The 18,693-nt window shown below is 60.1% G+C and carries 15 protein-coding genes and 1 pseudogene; 9 read left to right on the top strand and 7 right to left on the bottom strand.

Annotation, left to right across the window (positions count from 1 at the left end; all coding sequences use genetic code 11):
* Window positions 1–93: 93 nt before the first annotated feature.
* Both ACYZTK_RS14455 and ACYZTK_RS14450 read left to right on the top strand, forming a co-directional pair.
* On the top strand, window positions 94–342 hold the full coding sequence (locus ACYZTK_RS14455; RefSeq protein ID WP_462010518.1) for a helix-turn-helix domain-containing protein: 249 nt from the start codon (window positions 94–96) through the stop codon (window positions 340–342).
* A pseudogene (locus tag ACYZTK_RS14450) lies at window positions 335–996 on the top strand (HipA N-terminal domain-containing protein). Before ACYZTK_RS14455 ends, ACYZTK_RS14450 begins: the two are co-directional and overlap by 8 nt.
* A 6-nt stretch (window positions 997–1,002) precedes the next feature.
* Here the strand turns inward: ACYZTK_RS14450 and ACYZTK_RS14445 are convergent.
* Window positions 1,003–2,007, bottom strand: coding sequence for an AraC family transcriptional regulator (locus tag ACYZTK_RS14445; RefSeq protein ID WP_462010517.1), 1,005 nt, complete (start codon window positions 2,005–2,007; stop codon window positions 1,003–1,005).
* Window positions 2,008–2,107: 100 nt separating this feature from the next.
* Between ACYZTK_RS14445 and ACYZTK_RS14440 the strand changes: the two genes are divergently transcribed.
* The gene (locus ACYZTK_RS14440) at window positions 2,108–3,181 is read left to right on the top strand and encodes a fatty acid desaturase (protein ID WP_462010516.1); all 1,074 of its coding nucleotides are present in this window, start codon (window positions 2,108–2,110) and stop codon (window positions 3,179–3,181) included.
* Window positions 3,182–3,279: 98 nt separating this feature from the next.
* On the opposite strand, the gene ACYZTK_RS14435 is transcribed toward ACYZTK_RS14440, so the two are convergent.
* Genes ACYZTK_RS14435 through ACYZTK_RS14425 form a run of 3 tightly spaced genes read right to left on the bottom strand, consistent with a single transcriptional unit; the run spans window position 3,280 to window position 7,309 of the window.
* The gene (locus ACYZTK_RS14435) at window positions 3,280–4,890 is read right to left on the bottom strand and encodes an arylsulfatase (protein WP_462010515.1); all 1,611 of its coding nucleotides are present in this window, start codon (window positions 4,888–4,890) and stop codon (window positions 3,280–3,282) included.
* Between the two features lie 14 nt (window positions 4,891–4,904).
* Complete coding sequence (locus tag ACYZTK_RS14430) at window positions 4,905–5,720, bottom strand: ABC transporter ATP-binding protein (RefSeq protein WP_462010514.1); 816 nt, start codon at window positions 5,718–5,720, stop codon at window positions 4,905–4,907.
* The gene (locus tag ACYZTK_RS14425) at window positions 5,717–7,309 is read right to left on the bottom strand and encodes an ABC transporter permease (RefSeq protein ID WP_462010513.1); all 1,593 of its coding nucleotides are present in this window, start codon (window positions 7,307–7,309) and stop codon (window positions 5,717–5,719) included. Before ACYZTK_RS14425 ends, ACYZTK_RS14430 begins: the two co-directional genes overlap by 4 nt.
* 389 nt (window positions 7,310–7,698) lie before the next feature.
* Here ACYZTK_RS14425 and ACYZTK_RS14420 point away from each other — a divergent pair, with 389 nt between their 5' ends.
* Entirely contained in the window at window positions 7,699–8,712 is a 1,014-nt protein-coding gene (locus ACYZTK_RS14420) for an ABC transporter substrate-binding protein (RefSeq protein WP_462010512.1), read from the top strand.
* 125 nt (window positions 8,713–8,837) lie between these two features.
* On the opposite strand, the gene ACYZTK_RS14415 is transcribed toward ACYZTK_RS14420, so the two are convergent.
* On the bottom strand, window positions 8,838–9,758 hold the full coding sequence (locus ACYZTK_RS14415) for a LysR family transcriptional regulator (RefSeq protein WP_462010511.1): 921 nt from the start codon (window positions 9,756–9,758) through the stop codon (window positions 8,838–8,840).
* A gap of 182 nt (window positions 9,759–9,940) precedes the next feature.
* Here ACYZTK_RS14415 and ACYZTK_RS14410 point away from each other — a divergent pair, with 182 nt between their 5' ends.
* Entirely contained in the window at window positions 9,941–10,846 is a 906-nt protein-coding gene (locus ACYZTK_RS14410) for a TauD/TfdA dioxygenase family protein (protein ID WP_462010510.1), read from the top strand.
* Window positions 10,847–10,957: 111 nt separating this feature from the next.
* Here the strand turns inward: ACYZTK_RS14410 and ACYZTK_RS14405 are convergent, their stop codons facing one another.
* Together ACYZTK_RS14405 and ACYZTK_RS14400 are read right to left on the bottom strand one after the other, a co-directional pair.
* Window positions 10,958–12,574 carry an alkaline phosphatase family protein gene (locus tag ACYZTK_RS14405; RefSeq protein ID WP_462010509.1) on the bottom strand — a complete coding sequence of 539 codons (1,617 nt, stop codon included), beginning with the start codon at window positions 12,572–12,574 and terminating at the stop codon, window positions 10,958–10,960.
* A 213-nt stretch (window positions 12,575–12,787) separates the two neighbouring features.
* Window positions 12,788–13,732, bottom strand: a complete 945-nt coding sequence (locus tag ACYZTK_RS14400) for a LysR family transcriptional regulator (protein WP_462010508.1) — start codon at window positions 13,730–13,732, stop codon at window positions 12,788–12,790.
* 164 nt (window positions 13,733–13,896) lie between these two features.
* Here ACYZTK_RS14400 and ACYZTK_RS14395 point away from each other — a divergent pair, with 164 nt between their 5' ends.
* From ACYZTK_RS14395 to ACYZTK_RS14380, 4 genes are all read left to right on the top strand, one after another.
* A complete protein-coding gene (locus tag ACYZTK_RS14395) occupies window positions 13,897–16,257 on the top strand; it encodes a TonB-dependent receptor (RefSeq protein WP_462010507.1) in 2,361 nt (786 codons plus the stop codon).
* Window positions 16,258–16,529: 272 nt separating this feature from the next.
* Window positions 16,530–17,354: an energy transducer TonB gene (locus ACYZTK_RS14390; RefSeq protein ID WP_462010506.1), complete on the top strand. Its 825-nt coding sequence runs from the start codon at window positions 16,530–16,532 to the stop codon at window positions 17,352–17,354.
* Window positions 17,355–17,398: 44 nt separating this feature from the next.
* Window positions 17,399–18,124 carry a MotA/TolQ/ExbB proton channel family protein gene (locus ACYZTK_RS14385; RefSeq protein ID WP_462010505.1) on the top strand — a complete coding sequence of 242 codons (726 nt, stop codon included), beginning with the start codon at window positions 17,399–17,401 and terminating at the stop codon, window positions 18,122–18,124.
* Between the two features lies 1 nt (window position 18,125).
* The gene (locus ACYZTK_RS14380) at window positions 18,126–18,527 is read left to right on the top strand and encodes an ExbD/TolR family protein (RefSeq protein ID WP_003220570.1); all 402 of its coding nucleotides are present in this window, start codon (window positions 18,126–18,128) and stop codon (window positions 18,525–18,527) included.
* Window positions 18,528–18,693 lie beyond the last annotated feature (166 nt).

The raw sequence follows: 18,693 nt of genomic DNA, 5'->3' as shown, positions 1-18,693 counted from the left end.
AAATTGAGCTGGACTTCATTGCTAAACTGCATTAAATACAATGCATATCCACGATTAGGGTGAAATTTGCACGGTATACGATGCAGGTAGCTTATGGAAAATCTCGGTGAACTCATTCGGTCTCTGCGTAAAGACCGAAAACTTTCTCAGCAGGCGCTCGCAGAACAGTACGGGATGAGCCGCTCAACCATTTCAGGTATCGAGAACAATACGATCTCTGAAATCGGCTTGCGCAAGGTTGAAGCCATCCTGAACGGTTTCGGGTATGAACTTGCCGCCGTCCCACGCAAGTCCAATCGTCCAACGCTGGAGTCCCTGAAGAAGGTCAACTTCCATGGTTGAGCAATGGGGGAACGACCGGCTGCACATTAGTGTTGCTGAATCCACCGTAGGCACTTTGTGTCGAGGGCAGACTCGCAGCGATTCTGTATTTTCTTACGCGCAGAACGCGCAGGAAGAGAATGCTATTTCGTTGACCATGCCGACTCGTCTCGAGAGTTATACGTGGGAGCACGGAGTACCGCCTATTTTCGAAATGAATCTGCCGGAGGGCGCTCTGCGCGATGAGCTTGTTCGTCGTTTCAGCAAGGCGGTGAGGGGCTTTGATGATTTTTCGCTGTTGGCAATTGTCGGCCCTCACCAGCTAGGTCGGATGGGAATCGCTGACACACAAAACGCAATGCGCAGATTCAACTTGCTCCGGCTTACGACATTGTCTCGACTTCGGTCTACATCAAATCGGACAGCATGGCGTTGCTGTTGGGCGGCTCGAAAGCGTGGCCCAAATACAAAATGCTCATGCGCTTTGGTCGCTCGGCCTGCAACCTGACCGAGGGTCGGTGCAATGAGCTCTTGCAGCAGGCCGCGCACGGGATGGATGTGGCGATGAGCGAGATGACTGCTTACATGCGTGAGAACGGGGCATTCGTCGATGTTGGAGATGCGATGCTGGAGCAATGGGCAGCGGGGATGGCGCGGAGTCTGGTTAAGGCGTAAATGCCATCACCGCAACCCATCACGAAACTGCCCCGGTGTCATCCCGGTCCAGCGCTTGAATGCACGGCTGAAGCTGCTGGTGTCGGCGAACCCGAGCAGGTAGCTGATCTCGCTTAACGAGCACAGTGGATCACGCAGGTGCAACAGCGCCAGGTTCTCGCGGCTTTCGTTGAGTAGAGTGTCGAACCGGCAACCCTCGTCCGCAAGATGCCGCTGCAGGCTGCGCAAGCTCAGGTGCAGGGTGTGGGCGATGTGCTCGGCGCTGGGTTCGCCTTCTGGCAGTTGCTCTTCAATGGCGTCGCGGACCTTGCGTTCCCAGGTCAGCGGTTTGAGTTGCGCCAGGGTGCGTTTCAGTACGGTTTCGTTGTGCTCGGCGAGTTCCGGGTTGGCGTCATCCAGATGGCTGTCGAAGTCGATCAGGGAAAACTCCAGGCGGTCTTCTTCGGCGCCGAAGTACACCGGCGAGCGGAATACCTTGTGCCACTGGTGAGCATCGGCTGGTTCCGGACGGCGCAAGTACACCGCCAGTGGCGCGTATTCGCGTCCCAGGCGATTGCGGCAGGTGCGCACATAGATCGCGGTGAAGGCATCGATGGCTTCATGGGCCGGGGCCGGATTACCGGGCGGAATTTTCAGGCGGAAGCAATACCGGTCTTTGGTACGGGTCAATTCCAGCTCGAGGGCGTCGCTGACTACCTGGTGATAACGCACGATGCGCTCGAACACTTCGCGCAGACTGCCGCTCGCCACCAGCGCGTAGCCAAGCGCATGAAAAGTGGTGGGGCTGACGAAACGCGAAACCCGCAGGCCGAGCGCCGGGTCGCCGCTGACCTGCACCGCGATTTCCCACAGGCGCGTGGTGCCGGACAACGGATAACGGGCGTTAGGGTCGTCCATCAGTAGCGGATCGAGCCCCGCCTGGTGACACAAGGCGGTGCTGTCGAGGCCCAATGCGTCGAGTTGCTTGCGCAGGGCACGGGTCCAGCTGGCGAGGGAGGTCGGTTCAGTCATGCTGATTGGCGCTTCCGGTCAACAGGTTGGCGTCCACGGCTACCGCCTTGCGCGGGTTCACAGGGCAGGATGCGGACATCAATAACCAGAGGATGGAAGCATGGACCGTACTTCTGCAAGTCCCCAGCGACTGAATGCAGCCCAACGATCAGCACATATTCGCGAAGTGGTGCTGGCCAAGGGCGTCGAATTGCGTCAGCGCTACCCTGTTCTCAACCATCAGGATGCCCTGGGCGTGGGCATCCTGGCGTTCGCCCTGGCCGGCATGATCGGCTCGGCGGCGCTCTATATCACGGGGTACATGGCTTGGTGGGTGTGCCTGTTGCTCAACGGGTTTTTTGCTTCGCTGACCCATGAGCTCGAACACGACCTGATCCACAGCATGTACTTTCGCAAAAAGCGCGTCCCGCACAACCTGATGATGGGCCTGGTCTGGCTGGCGCGCCCGAGCACGATCAACCCGTGGATCCGCCGTCATCTGCACCTCAACCACCACAAGGTCTCCGGCACGGAAACCGACATGGAGGAACGGGCGATCACCAACGGTGAGCCCTGGGGGATCGCGCGCCTGTTGATGGTTGGCGACAATGTGATGTCGGCGTTCATTCGCATGCTGCGGGCGAAAACCTGGGCGCATAAGTTCAGCATCATCAAGCGGACGCTGAAGGTCTATGCGCCGCTGGCACTGGTGCATTGGGGCGCCTGGTATGTGTTTCTCGGATTCCACATGACCAATGGAATCGCCTATCTGCTGGGTTCGCCTGTCGAATGGTCGGCGACCACGCTTGCAGTGATGCAGGTAATTGATATCGCCGCCGTGGTGATCATCGGCCCGAATGTATTGCGCACGTTCTGTCTGCACTTCATCAGCTCCAACATGCATTACTACGGCGACGTGGAACCGGGGAACGTGATCCAGCAGACCCAGGTGTTGAACCCGTGGTGGATGTGGCCGTTGCAGGCGTTCTGCTTCAACTTCGGCAGCAGCCACGGGATTCATCACTTTGTGGTGAAGGAGCCGTTCTACATTCGCCAGATGACGGTGCCGGTGGCGCATAAGGTGATGCGCGAGATGGGGGTGAGGTTTAACGATTTCGGGACGTTTGGGCGGGCGAATCGGTTTGTGCGTAAGGATGAGGTTGTTGGGCAGGCTGTGGAGGGGGTGCGAGTCTGAGGGCCTCATCGCGAGCAGGCTCACTCCTACAGTGGATCGACGGTGGACATTAACCTGTAGGAGTGAGCCTGCTCGCGATAGCGGTATCTCAGGCAACCTCAATCCGGCTGAAACGGCGACTCACTCAATATCACCCCGGTCTCATCCACATACTGCTGCCAGTGCTCAATCAAGGTAGTCAGCTTCTGCGGCTGAAGCAGCGCCAGATCATGGATCTCCCCAGGATCACTGCCAAGGTCATACAGCTGCCAGGTCGCCGGCCCTACCGGCGCCGGGATGTACACCGCCTTCCATTGTCCCTGGCGAATCGCGCGCCGTCCAAACAGCTCCCAACCGGTCACCGTGTGCTCGTCGTGCACCTGTGCGGTCTCGCCGGAGAGAAACCCCAGCCACGATTTGCCACGAATCTCTGCCACTTGTTTGCCACGCCATTGCTTGCCCGGATGGCGCACCCCGGCGAGGTCAAGGATGGTCGGCGTGATGTCCATCACCGTGCCAAAACCATGGCTGATCCGGCCCTTCAGCGCCAGCTGCGGATAGTGCACCAGCGCCGGCACCCGAATGCCGCCCTCAGTGGTGAACGCCTTGAACAGGCGCGAGGGGGCGGTGGCGGTCTGGGCCCAGTTCGGCCCGTACCAGACGTAGGAGTTGGCGCGGCCGATGTTGTCCAGGCTGTTGTCGTAATGCTGGTTGAGATAGGTCAGCAGCTCTGGCCCGAATTTCGGAAAGGCTTCCAGTAGCGCGCCTTCAGCTCCATTGTCGGACATGAACAGGATGAAGGTATTGTCCAGTTGCCCTTGCTGGCGCAGGTAGTCGACGACACGCCCGATGTTCCAGTCCATGCGCTCGACCATCGCCGCGTAGACCTCCATGGCGCGCGCGGAAATCTGCCGTTGCTCATCGTTCAGCGCGTCCCATTGTGCGCTCAGCTGGATCAGCGGATGCGGCTCGACGTCGGCATCAATCAATCCCAGAGCCTTGAGTTTTTCCAGGCGCTCCAGGCGCAGTACTTCGGGGCCCGCGTCATAGCGGCCACGGTATTTGTCGACCACGTCCGCCGGGGCCTGCAGCGGCCAGTGCGGTGCTGAAAACGGCAGGTAGGCAAAAAACGGCCGGCTCTGATCACGCTCTTTCAGGTACTGCAGAAGCTTGTCGCCGAAGGCATCGGAGGAATAAAAATCCTTCGGCAGTTCGTCGACAAAAGTGTCGTCCTCGATGTACAGCGCCGGGGTGGATTTCAGCAAGCCAGGCGTCTGTTCGTCATAGGTGGGCTCGAACCCGTAGTGGTTGGCGGCGCCAGGCAGCAGCGAAAACGAGCGCTCGAAACCCCGGGCGTGGGGCGCCAGTTCCGCCGTCAGGCCCAGGTGCCATTTGCCGCTCATCAAGGTCTGGTAACCCGCTTCGCGCAGCAGCTCTGGCAATGCTACGACCCGGTCATTCAGATAGCCTTCGTAGCCCGGTTTGCCGATCAGCTCCGGCGTCAGCGCTTCAGCCATGGTGCCGATGCCGGCGATGTGATGGTCGGTGCCGGTGAGCAGCATCGAGCGAGTCGGCGAGCAGGTGGGCGCGGTGTGGAAGTCGGTCAGGCGCAGGCCGTTGTTGGCCAGGGCGTCGAGGTTCGGCGTGTTGATTTCGCCGCCGAATGCGCCGATGTCGGAGAAACCCAAATCATCGGCCAGGATCACTAGAAAGTTGGGACGTTGCGGCATCAAAAATCTCCTGTTCAGCAGGCAATGAAGGACAGCGGCAGATCGCGAACCTGCACTTGTACGGGCGGTTGGTAGTGGTCGTCGCTGGTGAGCTCGTGCAGCAGTTCTTCGCGCAGCTGGTGGAAGTCGAAACTGCTGCGCTGGCGCGGATGGGGCAAGGCGATGTCGACCACTTGCTTGATGCGCCCGGGACGCGGCTCCATCACCACCACGCGGTCGGCGAGGAAGATCGCTTCCTCGACGTCGTGGGTGACCAGGATAGTGGTGATCTTCGCCCGCGCGCGGATCGCCAGCAGCTCGTCCTGCATCTGCTGGCGGGTCAGCGCATCCAGGGCACCGAACGGCTCATCCAGCAGCAGGATTCGTGGGCTGGCCACCAGCCCCCGGGCAATGGCGACGCGTTGCGCCATGCCGCCGGACAGCTGATGCGGATAGGCGCGGGTGAAGTCGCTGAGGCCCACCAGTTCGATGAATTCATTTACGCGCTTGTGCTTCTGCTCGGCACTCAGGGGCTCGTTGACCAGGCCCAGGCCGATGTTGTCGGCCACCGTCAGCCACGGGAACAGCCGGTGCTCCTGAAAGACGATGCCGCGCTCGCCGCCGATGCCGGTCACGGCCTTGCCGTCGACGCTGATCTGCCCGCGAAACTCGGTGTCGAGTCCGATCAGCAGCCTGAGCAGAGTGGACTTGCCGCAACCACTGGAACCGACAATGGCGACGAATTCACCCTCGGCAATGTCCAGGTTGAATTCGCGAATGGCCTCCAGTGCAAATCCATCGACGTCGAAGGTTTTGCCCACGTGGTTGAAGCTGACAATGGGTGCGTTCATGCGTGTCTCCAGCGAGTGACGCGAATTTCGAGGCGTTGGCCAATCAGGTTGAGCAGGGCGCCGGTAAGGCCTACCAGCAGCATGCCGGCCATGATCAGGTCCATCTTCAGCAGTTGCTGGGCGCCAATCATCTGGCTGCCGATGCCGCCGTTGGACGGCATGAAATATTCGGCGCCAATGGTCCCAAGCCAGGCGTAGATCAGGCTCAACCGCAGGCCGGCAAAGATCCCGGGAGCAGCGCCAGGCAGTACCAGTCGGCGCAAGCGTTGCGGCAGATTCAACCGCAGTACTTGGGAGGCTTCACTGAGTTGCGGGGAGAGGTTGGCGACGCTGCGCTGGGTGGCGATGAACAGCGGGAAAAATGCCGCGAGCGCCACGAACACCCACTTGGCCAACTCCCCCAGGCCGAACCACGCGGTGAGCAGCGGCACCCAGGCGAAGATCGCGATCTGGCGGACGGCCGCCAGGGTTGGTCCGAGGACTCGTTCGCTGGTTCGCGACAGGCCCAGGAGCAGACCGAGTGCAAAGCCCAGGCTGCCGCCCAGTACTAGGCCACCCAGAGTTCGACCCAGGCTCAGGGCCATGCCGCTGACCAGGGTGCCGTCGAGCAGGCCGTGCCAGGTGGTTGCCAGGACTGCCAATGGGCTGACCAGAATGTTCGCGTCGACCCACTGCTGATCCGTGGTCAATTGCCAGAGCGCCAACAGTGCCAGCGGCAGTACCCAAGGCTGCAGACGCTGCCAGCCCTGATGCCGGGGGCCGCGGCGAATCTCTGCGGTCGCCGGGTGTGGCCAATGCACCAGTTTCCTGTCCAGCCAGCCGATGCCGCGATCCATGATCACGCCAATCACCCCGATGACGACGATGCATACGAACACGATGTCGAGCATGAATAACTGCCGCGCCCAGACCATCAGGTAGCCGATGCCTTCGCTGGACGCCAGCAATTCGACTGCCAGCAGTGAAGTCCAGCCAGCGGCCAGTGCCAGGCGTACGCCGGCCATGAATGACGGGAGTGCGGCGGGCAGTACCAGGCGGCGGATCAGCAGCCGCGGTGGCAGGAGCAACACGGCGGCGGCTTCACGTAATTTGGGCTGGGCGTCTCGCACCCCCACCAGCGTGTGCAGTGTCACTGGCACCACAATGGCCTTGATCAGCACTACCAACTTGAGCACTTCGCCGATGCCGAAGAACACCATGAACAGAGGAATCCAGGCCAGGGTCGGAACTTGTGCCAGGCCAGTAAACGTCGGGAACACCAGGCGTTCCAGGCGTGGACTAAAACCCAGCGCCGCACCGAGGGCAGCACCGACGCTGATGCCGGCCAGCAAGCCCCAGAACAGGCGTTGCAGGCTGATCCACAAATGGCCCCACAGTTCGCCCTGAGACAGCTCGACGGCGCTGCTCCAGACCAGCGAGGGGGAGGGGAGAATTTGCTCGCTCATCCAGTGGTTGCGGCTGGCGAGCCACCACAGGGCAAACAGCGTGATCGGTAACAACCAGGGCAACAGTCGGTGGGTCAGGCTTGGCCAGTGTCGGCGATCCAGCGGAGCGGACAATGGGAGGCTGAGAAGGGAAACACGGGCCATCGGTGACCTCCGTTGTCGGTTATTGGGGTCGTTGATCAAGATCAAAAGTTCGCAGCCTTCGGCAGCTCCTACAGGGATCGACGTACCCCGTAGGAGCTGCCGAAGGCTGCGATCTTGGCGATTTAACATTAAATATTAATGGTTATATAAAAATGCTTTTAAATTCTATTGAGAGATAAGCAAGCCCATTTAAGTCTTCTAGACCCGCACGCATCCAATGCATTCGAAGAATATTTTCAATGCTTGTTATGCATATCGAGCCACAACCCCCCGTATTTGCTTGCTTAGCTCAAAATGATCTAAAAATGTGAATTTATAGTATTTAAGTGCAGGTCTCGATTCGGCCTATTTTCAGCTCATCAATGCCGTCGCAATCAGGAGCCGCACCCATGAATACTCCCTTCAAACGTGTCTTCAGCCTCTTCGCCGCCCCGGCTCTGGCGGGGTTGCTGGCGTTCTCCGTCAACGCTGACGAGCTCAAGGAAATACGCATTGCTGTGCCCGATCTCAGTGCAGGTACCCAGCACAGTGGCGGCGGAGTGGTGGACGTACTGCGCAGCCAGCAGATCTACGAAAAGGCCTTCGCCGAGCAGGGCATCAAGATCCAGTGGAATTTCTTCAAGGGCGCCGGTCCGGTGATCAACGAGGCTTTTGCCAACGGTCAGGTCGACCTGGCGTACCTCGGGGACCTGGCGGCAATCATCGGCAAATCCAACGGCCTCGACACTCGGCTGTTGAGCGCCTCGGCGCGTGGCGTGAAGCAATACCTGGGCGTGGTTCCGGGCTCTGGGATCAAGACGCTGCAAGATCTCAAGGGCAAACGCGTGGCGATCTTCAAGGGCACCGCCACCCAACTGTCATTTGATGCCGCACTGGCGAGCCAGGGGTTGAGTGAGAAGGACCTGAAGGTCATCAACCTGGACTTCAACGGCGCCGTTGCAGCGCTGGCGGCAAAACAGATTGATGCCTCCTGGGGCAGTTCCGGCTTGACCTCTTTGCAAGCAAAAGGTCTGGCCGAGTTGCCGCTGAACACCAAGGACCTGGATGACGCGGGCAGTATCCAGAGTGTGTTGGTGGGTACCGGCAAGTTTGTCGACGAGCATCCCGAGGCGGTTGCCAAGCTGCTCAAGGCCCAGCAACAAGCCGTAGAGTGGCTAACCCAGGACAGCAACAAGGAGGCTTACATCCAGCTGGTGTCGGGCCTGGCAAGTTACCCTGCAGTGATTCTCACCCAGGACCTGAGCGATCAGAAGTTGAGCGAGGTTTTCCCATCGACGCTGGATCCGGTGTTCCTGGGCAAATTGCAGGATGCGGTGGACCTGGCTTCGCAGCAGAGGCTGATTCGCAAGCCGTTCAAGGTGAGTGAGTGGGTGGCGCCGGAGTTGGCGGCGGCCAAGCTCTGAATCTGTAGCACCAGCGGCTGGCCCCATCGCGGGCAAGCCTTGCTCCCACAGAAGAATTGCGGAGATCACAAAATTTGTGGCCGACGCGAGACCCTGTGGGAGCAAGGCTTGCCCGCGATGGGGCCCTATACGGCAACAGTAATTTCCTGCTTATCCACCGCCACCAACACCTCAATCATCGCCCGCGCCGCCGGCGATAACCGGTACCCCGTGCGACTGACAATCCCGCACCGCGCATTCAGTATTTCAATGTTCTGCGGCAAATTGCGCCAGTGCAGCAACACCAAGGATCCCATGGCGATGTCCTCGACAAATGCCTCCTGGGTTCCCACGCCAATCGCATTCGACTGCAGTACGATTTTCACCAGCGCCGGGAAATGCTCGGTCTCGATATTCGGCGAGAAATCCATCCGTCCACTCAGGTTTGCCAGCAATTTTCGAATGCCCGGCGGGATCAGCGTGGTCGCCAGTGGGTAGTCGAACATGTCATTGGTCGACAGGCTCTCCTTGGCCAGCAGCGGGTGCCCCGGCCTGCAGAAAAACACCCCGCGCTTGGGCGTCAGCGCCTGAGTCTGAAAGTTGGGGTCGGCCTCGAAATGACGGATGTCGGCGATGAAGAATTCGATCTCTTCGCGGCTCAGGGCGCGGCTGAGTTTTTCCCAGTTATCCACCTGAAAACAGGTGCGCACTTTCGGGTGCGCATTGATGAATTGCGCCACCGCGTTCGGCACCAGTTTCACCGCCGGCGCAGGGCCGCAGCCGAAGCGCAATTCGCCGGCGTCGAGCTTGGTCATCTGCGTCACTTCGGCGCTCAGCATCGCCGCGCCCTGCACCAGCGTCAGCGCGTGTTGCAGTACCACCTGGCCCTCGGGCGTGGGGCGCAGATCCTTGTTGCCGCGGTCCACCAGCACGCAGCCGAACTCCTGTTCCAGGCCCTGGATACTGCGGCTGAATGCCGGCTGGGTGATGCCCATGGCGTCGGCCGCGCGAACAAAACTGCGGTGTTCGTTAAGGGCGATGAAGTAACGCAACTGGCGAAGATCCATATGCTTTTGCGGCATCCTAAAAATAGCTCGAAGGCATTTGCGACGAAGGTTGCTTGAGGTTTTAAATGCAAGCTCTTATTCCGTCAACGAAGCATTTGAATATTTATTAGATCTAAATTGAATATAGATAGAGCGTTGCTTCGCTGCCGCTCAACCGTAAGCAGTCCGATGAGGGTCAAACCATGAGCAATGCCGCTTTAGCCGTACAACCCGCTGTTGACGCCCTGGAAATCCTTCCGGTGGCCGGTCGCATCGGTGCCGAGATCCGTGGCGTGCAACTCTCTGGCGAACTGGACGCCAGCACCGTCGAAGCCATTCAACAGGCGTTGGTGCAGTACAAGGTGATCTTTTTCCGCGACCAGGCTCATCTCGACGACCAGACTCAGGAAGCCTTTGCCCATCTGCTCGGCGAGCCGGTGGCGCACCCGACCGTGCCGGTGCGCGATGGCACCCGCTACCTGCTGGAACTGGACGGCGCCCAAGGCCAGCGCGCGAATTCCTGGCACACCGACGTGACCTTCGTAGATGCCTACCCGAAAGCGTCGATCCTGCGTTCTGTGGTAGCGCCGGCCTTTGGTGGCGACACGGTGTGGGCCAACACTGCAACGGCATACAACGAACTGGCGCCAGAGCTGCGCGAGCTGGCGGACAAGTTGGTGGCGGTGCACAGCAACGAGTACGACTACGCGGGTGCCAAGCCCGACGTGTCGGCGGAGAAGCTGGAACAGTACCGCAAGATCTTCACTTCGACGGTCTACGAGACCGAGCACCCGGTAGTTCGCGTGCACCCGATCAGCGGCGAGAAGAGCTTGTTGCTGGGGCATTTCGTCAAGCGCATCAAGGGTTACTCACAGGCGGATTCGGCGCACCTGTTCGGGTTGCTGCAGAGCCATGTGATCCGCCAGGAAAACACCGTGCGCTGGCGCTGGACGGCGGGCGATGTGGCGATCTGGGACAACCGCTCTACCCAGCATTATGCGGTGGATGATTACGGGACCCAGGAGCGTGTGGTACGGCGTGTGACCTTGAAAGGCGAGGTGCCGGTGGGTGTGGCGGGGCAGCGTAGCCAGACTATCAAGGGGGCTTGAGACACAAATCCTGTAGGAGTGAGCCTGCTCGCGATAGCGGCGCATCGGTCGAGATTTGTACCGGCTGACACGCCGCTATCGCGAGCAGGCTCACTCCTACACGGGATTGGTTTACCAAACTCCGACCTGCACCATCTTCTCGGTTTGCGGTTCGCCATAACGAAACCGCTGCCCGCGCAAATCGATTTCCTGATGGCTGATGGTCGTCCGGCGCTTCAACCCTCGCGCCCACTCGAACAGATACCCCGCATGCTCCTCACGCACCGCAGCGAACGCCGGGTCCGCACCCAGGTCGCGCAGTTCCTGTGGGTCATTCAGCAAGTCAAACAGTTGCGGCCGGTAGCCGTCATACGCCAGGTATTTCCAGCGCTCACTGCGGACCATGGTCATGCGGCAGCGGTCGATAGGTTGCTGCAATCGCTCCCGCGCCGGAGCCTGGAAGGCATAGTCGTACTCGCTGATAGCGTAGTTTCGCCAGATCGTTTCAACGCCGTGCAACAACGGGATCAATGAGCGGCCTTCGAGCCGGTGCTCGGCGCCAGGTAAACCCAGCGCTTCGAGAAAACTTGGCAGTGCGTCGATGGTTTCCACCAGTCTGTCGTCCACCGAACCGCGGGTGATATCCGCCGTCTGGCGCGGGTCTCGAACGATCAGTGGAACGCCCACTGCGGGCTCCAGCAGAAACTCTTTCTCCCCCAGATAGTGGTCGCCCAGGAAGTCGCCATGATCGCTGGTAAATACAATCAGCGTGTCGTCCCAGCGGCCGTTGCTTTGCAGGAAATCGAACAGCCGGCCAAGCTGATCATCGACCTGTTTGATCAATCCCATGTACGTCGGGATAACGTTCAGGCGCACCTCGTCACGGGAGAAATTCAGGCTCTCTTCATGCTGGCGAAAGGCGCTGTATACCGGATGATCGCTGCCTTCGCCTGGTGCCGCGCGCACCGCTGCCAACACGTGCTGTGCGCCGTACAGCGCGTGGTAGGGCGCCGGTGCGATGTAGGGCCAGTGCGGTTTGATGTAGGACAGGTGCAGGCACCAGGGCTGCTCGCCTTGCTCGCCGATAAAGTCGATGGCGCGGTCGGTAGTGTAGACCGTCTCGGAGTGCTGTTCGGGGATACGCGCCGGCAAATGAGCGTTGCGCATCTTCCAGCCGCTGAGAATTTCGCCGTCTGCACTCTGGGCTGCGTTGGCCCAGTCGTGCCATGGGTTGCGCCCCTCGAAACCCTGCTCGCGCAGGTAATGGGTGTAGGGCGCAGACTCGCGTTTGTCATCGAACAGCGGTTCGTCCGGGAAAATTCCGTCGTGGCGAAACCAGGGTTCGAAGCCGACTTCGTTCAACGCGCTGGCTTGCTCGCCATCAGGGTCGATCGCCAGGCGCTGCAAGGCATCGAAATTGGGCGTGGCGTGGGTCTTGCCGACCAGCGCGGTGCGGATGCCGTGAGGGCGCAGGTAGTCGCCGATGGTCAATTCTTCCAGGGGCAATGGCACGGCGTTCCAGGCCACCTGGTGACTGCTGACATAACGCCCGGTGTACGCCGACATCCGCGATGGTCCGCAGATAGTGCCCTGGGTATAGGCCCGGCTGAAGCGCACGCCAGCGGCGGCGAGACGGTCGATATTGGGCGTGTGCAGATGGGGGTGACCGTAGCAGGACAGGTAGTCGCGGCGCAGCTGGTCGCACATGATGTAGAGCACGTTGCGCAGGGGTTTTGGGGGAGTGGGCATGGGTTCACCGAGCGGAAGACAGGTGAGGGTTTTCGCCGCTGGGGTGGGGTTGTGGCAAGTGCATTTGGAGAATGGTGGGCATGCAGTGGGTGCATGGATGTCCGCAGTGACGCCATCGCGGGCAAGCCTTGCTCCCACAGGTGATTTTGGCGCTCAACAGATAACTGCGGGAGCAAAGCTGTGGGAGCAAAGCTTGCTCGCGATTGCGGTAGTTTAGACAGCCAGATTCTCCAGCGAACACACCCCCTCATCCTGCAAATCTATCGCCTTGATCTGCGCAATCATCGCCTCGGCCAACGGTGACAACCGATACCCCGCGCGGCTGACAATTCCATAGCGCGTGTACAGCTCTTCCAGATCATCAGCCAGCCCGTCGATCTTCAAACACACCAGTTCACCCTTGGCGTTATGCAGGGCGTCGGAATAGGCGCCAACGATGCCGATCGCATCGGAGCGTAGCACCACACTCAACAGGCTGGAGCTGTTTTCGCACTCCACATTCGGCGTGAAATCCGGGCGTCCGCTGAGGTCGACGATGACCTTGCGCAGGTTCGGCGGACGAATGCTCACCGCCATCGGATAGCTCATCAACTCTTCTGCACTGATGCTCTCGCGGTCGGCCAACGGGTGCCCGGCCCGACAACAGAAATGCCATTTACGCGGACGCAGACGTTGGGTCAGGTAATCCGGATCGGCCTCGAACTGGCGCGTGTCGGCGACAAAAAATTCGAACTCTTCGCTCAGCAGGCGCTTGCTCAAGCTCTGCCAGTCATCCACCTGGAACTGCACCCGCGCTTTTGGATACCGGCCGATGAAGCTGCCGATGGCCCGCGGGATCAGTCCCGCTGCCGGCGCGGGGCCGCAACCGAAGCGCAGCTCGCCGGCCTCCAGACCATTGAACTGGCTGATCTCGTTGGCCATCTGCTGCGCGCCGCTCACCAGCCGGCGCGCGTGTTCGAGCAACACCTGGCCCTGCTTGGTCGGCGCCAGGTCCTTGCGGCCGCGATCGACCAGCTGACAGCCGACGCTATGTTCCAGCGCCTGGATGCTGCGGCTGAATGCCGATTGCGAAAGGTTCACCGCCGTGGCGCCCGCGACAAAACTGCGCTGGTCGGCGAGGGCGATGAAGTGACGAAGCTGGCGCAAATCGATATGCATTTTTCACATAAAAAATATCGGGGAAATGCATTGGATATGCATTAGGTCGACTCCTTATAAAGGCTATCTCTTATGCAGTAAAAGTTTGTAAAAACATAAATAAATAACTTTAAAGAATATGCAGTGTGGATTAGTCACTGCGTGTTTTGATCAGGAGCCGCTTTATGAGTCCGTTGAACCTTGCTTCGCCCCTTGCACCCCGACGGCTCAAGCGCCTCCCACTCGCCCTGTTACTGGCGGGGAGTGCCAGCTGGACCCAGGGTTATGCCGCCGAAACCAGCGTTGCCGAGCCGGTCCCCAGCCACAAGCCAACTGCCGATGGTTCGCAGTTGGAGACCGTGACCGTTACCACCCGACGCCGCGAGGAAAGCTCCCAGGACGTGCCCACGCCGATGAGTGTTGTCAGCGGCCAGGCTCTGGAAACGCAGAGGGTCTACCGGATTCAGGATCTGCAGCAACTGGTGCCCAGCGTCAACGTCGCCTACATGCATGCGCGCCAGTCCAGCGTGTCGATCCGCGGCCTGGGCAACAACCCGGCCAGTGATGGCCTGGAAGGCAGTGTCGGCCTGTACATCGACAACGTCTACCTCGGGCGCCCGGGCATGGCGGTGTTCGACCTGATGGACATCGAACAGCTCGAAGTTTTGCGCGGTCCTCAAGGCACGCTATTCGGCAAGAACACCACCGCCGGGGTGATCAACATCAGCACCCGCGCGCCGACTTTCACTCCGGAACGCAGCATCGAAACGTCGGTGGGCGAGGATGGCTATTTCCAGACCAAGGGCACCCTCTCCGGCCCGTTGAACGACGAGCTTGCCGGGCGTTTTTCCGCCTACCGCACCCGTAGCGATGGCGATATCAAAAACGAATTCGATGGCCATGACCTCAACGGTGGCTCTCGCGAAGGCTTCCGTGGCCAGCTGCTGTTCAAGCCCAACGAGTCGTTCAACCTGCGCTGGATCGGCGATTACAACGAAGAAGATTCCAGCGCCGGCACCCGGGTGCTCTACAACACCGGGCCAACCATCAACGGCGTCAACGTCTATCAGGCTCGGGCCAATGCAGCGGGCGCGACGCTGGTCAACGGATCCCATCGCAAGGTCAATCTCGACAACGACCAGCACGTGACGGTGCACCAGGGCGGCACGTCGGTGGAAGCCAACTGGACGCTGCCAAGCGATTTCACCCTGACGTCCATCAGTTCCTACCGCTGGTGGAATTTCACTCCGCGCAATGACGATGGCCTGAACGTGGCTGCGGCCTACAACGCCGGGGTTTCCGTGGAGGATAAGCAGTATTCCCAGGAATTTCGCCTGGCCTCGCCCAAGGGCGAGTTCTTCGACTACGTGCTCGGTGCCTATTACTTCGGCAACGACCTGGACAACAAATCCTTCGCCAATTACGGCCCGCAAGCGGACATCTGGAACGGCACGCCAGCGGGTGCCCTGGCCAACGTCAATAGCATCGGCAATGGCCATATCAAGACCGACAGTTTTGCGCTGTTCGCCCAGGGTACCTGGCACCTGACCGAACGCCTGGACTTCACCGCCGGTGTGCGCGGTACCTATGAAGAGAAAAACGCCTGGGTCACCCGCGATGCGCCACAAGGTGGCGCGGCAGTGGCAGGTGCGGCCGCCACGGCAAGGCGTGGACGCACCGGGGCTTATGATTCCGGTGATCTGAACCAGTACAGCTCCAGCCCCTCGGGTTTGTTGAACCTGAGCTATCGCTTCAACGACGACTTGCTCGGTTACGCCACCGTGTCCCACGGCGAGAAATCCGGCGGTGTGAACCTCGCGGTAGGCTCGGCGCCAACGGCAGGCGCCGACTCGTTGCTGATCGGCACCGAGCGCGCCAACAATGCCGAACTCGGTTTCAAAAGCACCCTGTGGGACCGTCGTCTGCAACTCAATGCGAACGTGTTCTGGACCCAGGTAAACGCCTACCAGACTAACGCCTACGACGCCGATAACCGCGTTCAGTACCTGACCAACGCCGGCTCCGTGCGCTCACGCGGAGTGGAGTTCGAAAGCACACTGATCCCGTTGCGCGGCCTGACTTTAAATATCAACGGGTCTTACAACGACGTCAGTTATCTCTCCTACAAAGATGCGCCGTGCCCACCGGAAGTCAGCCTTGCGCCTGGCGCTCCGGCCTCCTGCGACCTCACGGGGCATCAGGTGGTCGGCGCATCGAAATGGATCGGCAACGCCAACGGCGAATACAAGTGGAACCTGAGCAACGGCTTCGAAGAATACGTAACCGCCAGTTACGCCTTCCGCTCCAAAGCCGTGGGCACGGTGGAGGATTCGGACTACGGGCAGATCCCGAGTTATGCGCTGGTCAACCTCTCCACCGGCCTGCGCGGTGATTACAAACAGGGGCAGTGGGACGTCTCGCTGTGGCTGAAAAACGCCTTCGACAAAACCTACTACACCACCCTCTGGACCGGCGGCAACGGCGGTTACGAAGGCCTGCTCGGCACGCCTCGCACATTGGGCGTGACCGGTCGCTACGACTTTTGAACAGGGTCGTGAACCGCACTTTTCCATGCCTGCCGGGAATATTTTCCATGCCGGCAAGGCATGCGGTCGGGGCGACTTGGGTGGACCCCTTGAAGATCAGGGGCTGCAGAGGAAGAGTGGTTTCTTATATGCGATTTAGATCTATCTATAACTTCAAAGATTACTTTCAGAGATAAGCGTCTAGCTCAATGATCTGTCCGTCGATACGTCGCACGGGGGAAGTCAGGTCCGGCCTATCGGGTTATTCGCAAAGAGACCGCAGGAGTTAATCAATGGGTAATGTCCAGACTGCCGCCAGTGCGCACGAGGTGCTGTGGCGCCAGGGGCCAGGTGGCGAGTTGGTCGATCTCGGCCGGGTGCATCGCGTGCCGTTGGGGCAGTTGCGTTTGCAGCGTGCACCCAAGGGCATTCTCAGCCGCCGGGAAACGATTCTGCTCGGGGTGCTGGCGTTGCTGGTGCACGGCGCGTTGATCTATTGGGTCAACCAGCAGCCGGCTGCCGTACTGCCAGTGGTGCCCCCGGAAATTCCGCCGATGACTATCGAGTTTTCACAGCCAGCGCCACCTGTCGTCGAACCGCCACCGCCGCCGCCGCCGCCGCCGCCCGTTCAGCCGGTAGTCGAGCCACCGCCGCCGGTGGAGGACGAGTTGGCGGTCAAGCCGCCGCCACCGCCCAAGCCGATACCCAAGCCGAAACCGGTCGCCAAACCCGTTGCAAAACCGGCGCCCAAGGCCGTTGAGCAGCCACCTGCACCGCCGAAACCGGCAGCGCCTGTGGCGGCCCCCGCACCACCGGCTCCGCCAGCACCCGCGCCGGTAACGCCGGCCTCGGCCAATGCCGGGTACCTGAAGAACCCGGCGCCGGAATACCCGTCGTTGGCCCAGCGTCGCGGTTGGGAAGGCACGGTGTTGTTAAGGGTGCATGTGCTCGCCAATGGCAAGCCCGGCGAGATCCAGATTCAGAAAAGCAGTGGTCGCGATGCCCTGGACGATGCGGCGCTGAGCGCCGTGAAGCGCTGGAGTTTTGTTCCGGCCAAGCAGGGTGATGTCGCCCAGGACGGCTGGGTCAGCGTGCCAATCGATTTCAAGATTCATTAAACCGAAACCTATTTCACGCAAAACGTTTACACGAGGAATTCATCATGACGTTATTGGCATCTCCACTTGAGTCCATCGAAAGCGCGGTGATCTGGCTGCTGGTGGTTTTTTCCGTTGCCACCTGGGGCCTGGCTTTGCTCAAGGGCGTGCAGTTCGGTCGTCTGAAAGCTCAGGATCGCAAGTTCCACAAGCAGTTCTGGGCGGCATCAAGTCTTGATTCGGCCGCAGAGCTGGCCGAAACCCAACCAGGTGCTGCGGCGCGAGTGGCCCAGGCCGGTTATGCGGCGATCCAGGTGGGTGAAGCGCCACACGCAGCGGATCTGAGCCAGGCGATCAATCATCAGGATCGCCTGGAACGGGCCTTGCGCCAGCAGATCGTGCGCGAGCGCCGTTCGCTGGAAACCGGTTTGGCAGTGGTTGCAAGTATTGGCAGTACGTCGCCGTTCATTGGTTTGTTCGGCACGGTGTGGGGAATCATGGAAGCGTTGAAAGGAATCAGCGCTGCAGGCTCGGCCAGCCTCGAAACAGTGGCAGGACCGATTGGGGCGGCACTGGTCGCGACCGGTGTGGGTATCGCGGTCGCGGTACCCGCAGTGCTGGTTTACAACTACTTCCTGCGTCGCCTGAAACTGACTGCGGCAGACCTGGATGACTTCGCCCATGACTTCTACAGCCTGGCGCAGAAGAGTTCGTTCCGGGTGCTGGTCCATCCTTCGGCGCACAAAGTTGCAGCCCAGGGTGGTACGCAGAAAGTGAAGGAGGCGTCCTGATATGGCCTTCTCCACGCAAGACAGCGATGAGGTGCTGAGCGAGATCAACGTGACACCGCTGGTGGACGTGATGCTGGTGCTGCTGGTGGTGTTTATCGTCACCGCGCCCCTGCTGACCAACGCGATCCCGATCAACCTGCCCAAGACCGAAGCCGTGGCGCCGGTTGAGCAGAAGGATCCGCTGGTGGTGAGCATCGATGGTGCCGGCAAATTGTTTATCAACAAGGATGAAATCCAGCCGGATCTGCTGGAGTTCAACCTCAAGTCGGCCAAGGCCAAGGACCCGGAAGTGCGCGTGCAATTGCAGGCAGATGACGGGGTGAATTACGGCGAAGTGGCGCGGGCCATGGCATCGATTGAACGGGCAGGGATCACCAAGCTGTCGGTGATCACCGCGCGATAACAGTTTTAAGTTTTTCCGGGGCCGTCTCCTTGGCAGGGTGCGGCCCTTTTTTTTGCCTGAAATAACGACCCCTGTAGGAGCTGCCGCAGGCTGCGATCTTTTGATCTTTTTAAAAGCAAGATCAAAAGATCGCAGCCTCCGGCAGCTCCTACGGTGTTATTCGATA

This window comes from Pseudomonas sp. LB3P31 (assembly GCF_054897945.1).
This window is presented reverse-complemented; position numbering and strand designations above follow the sequence as displayed.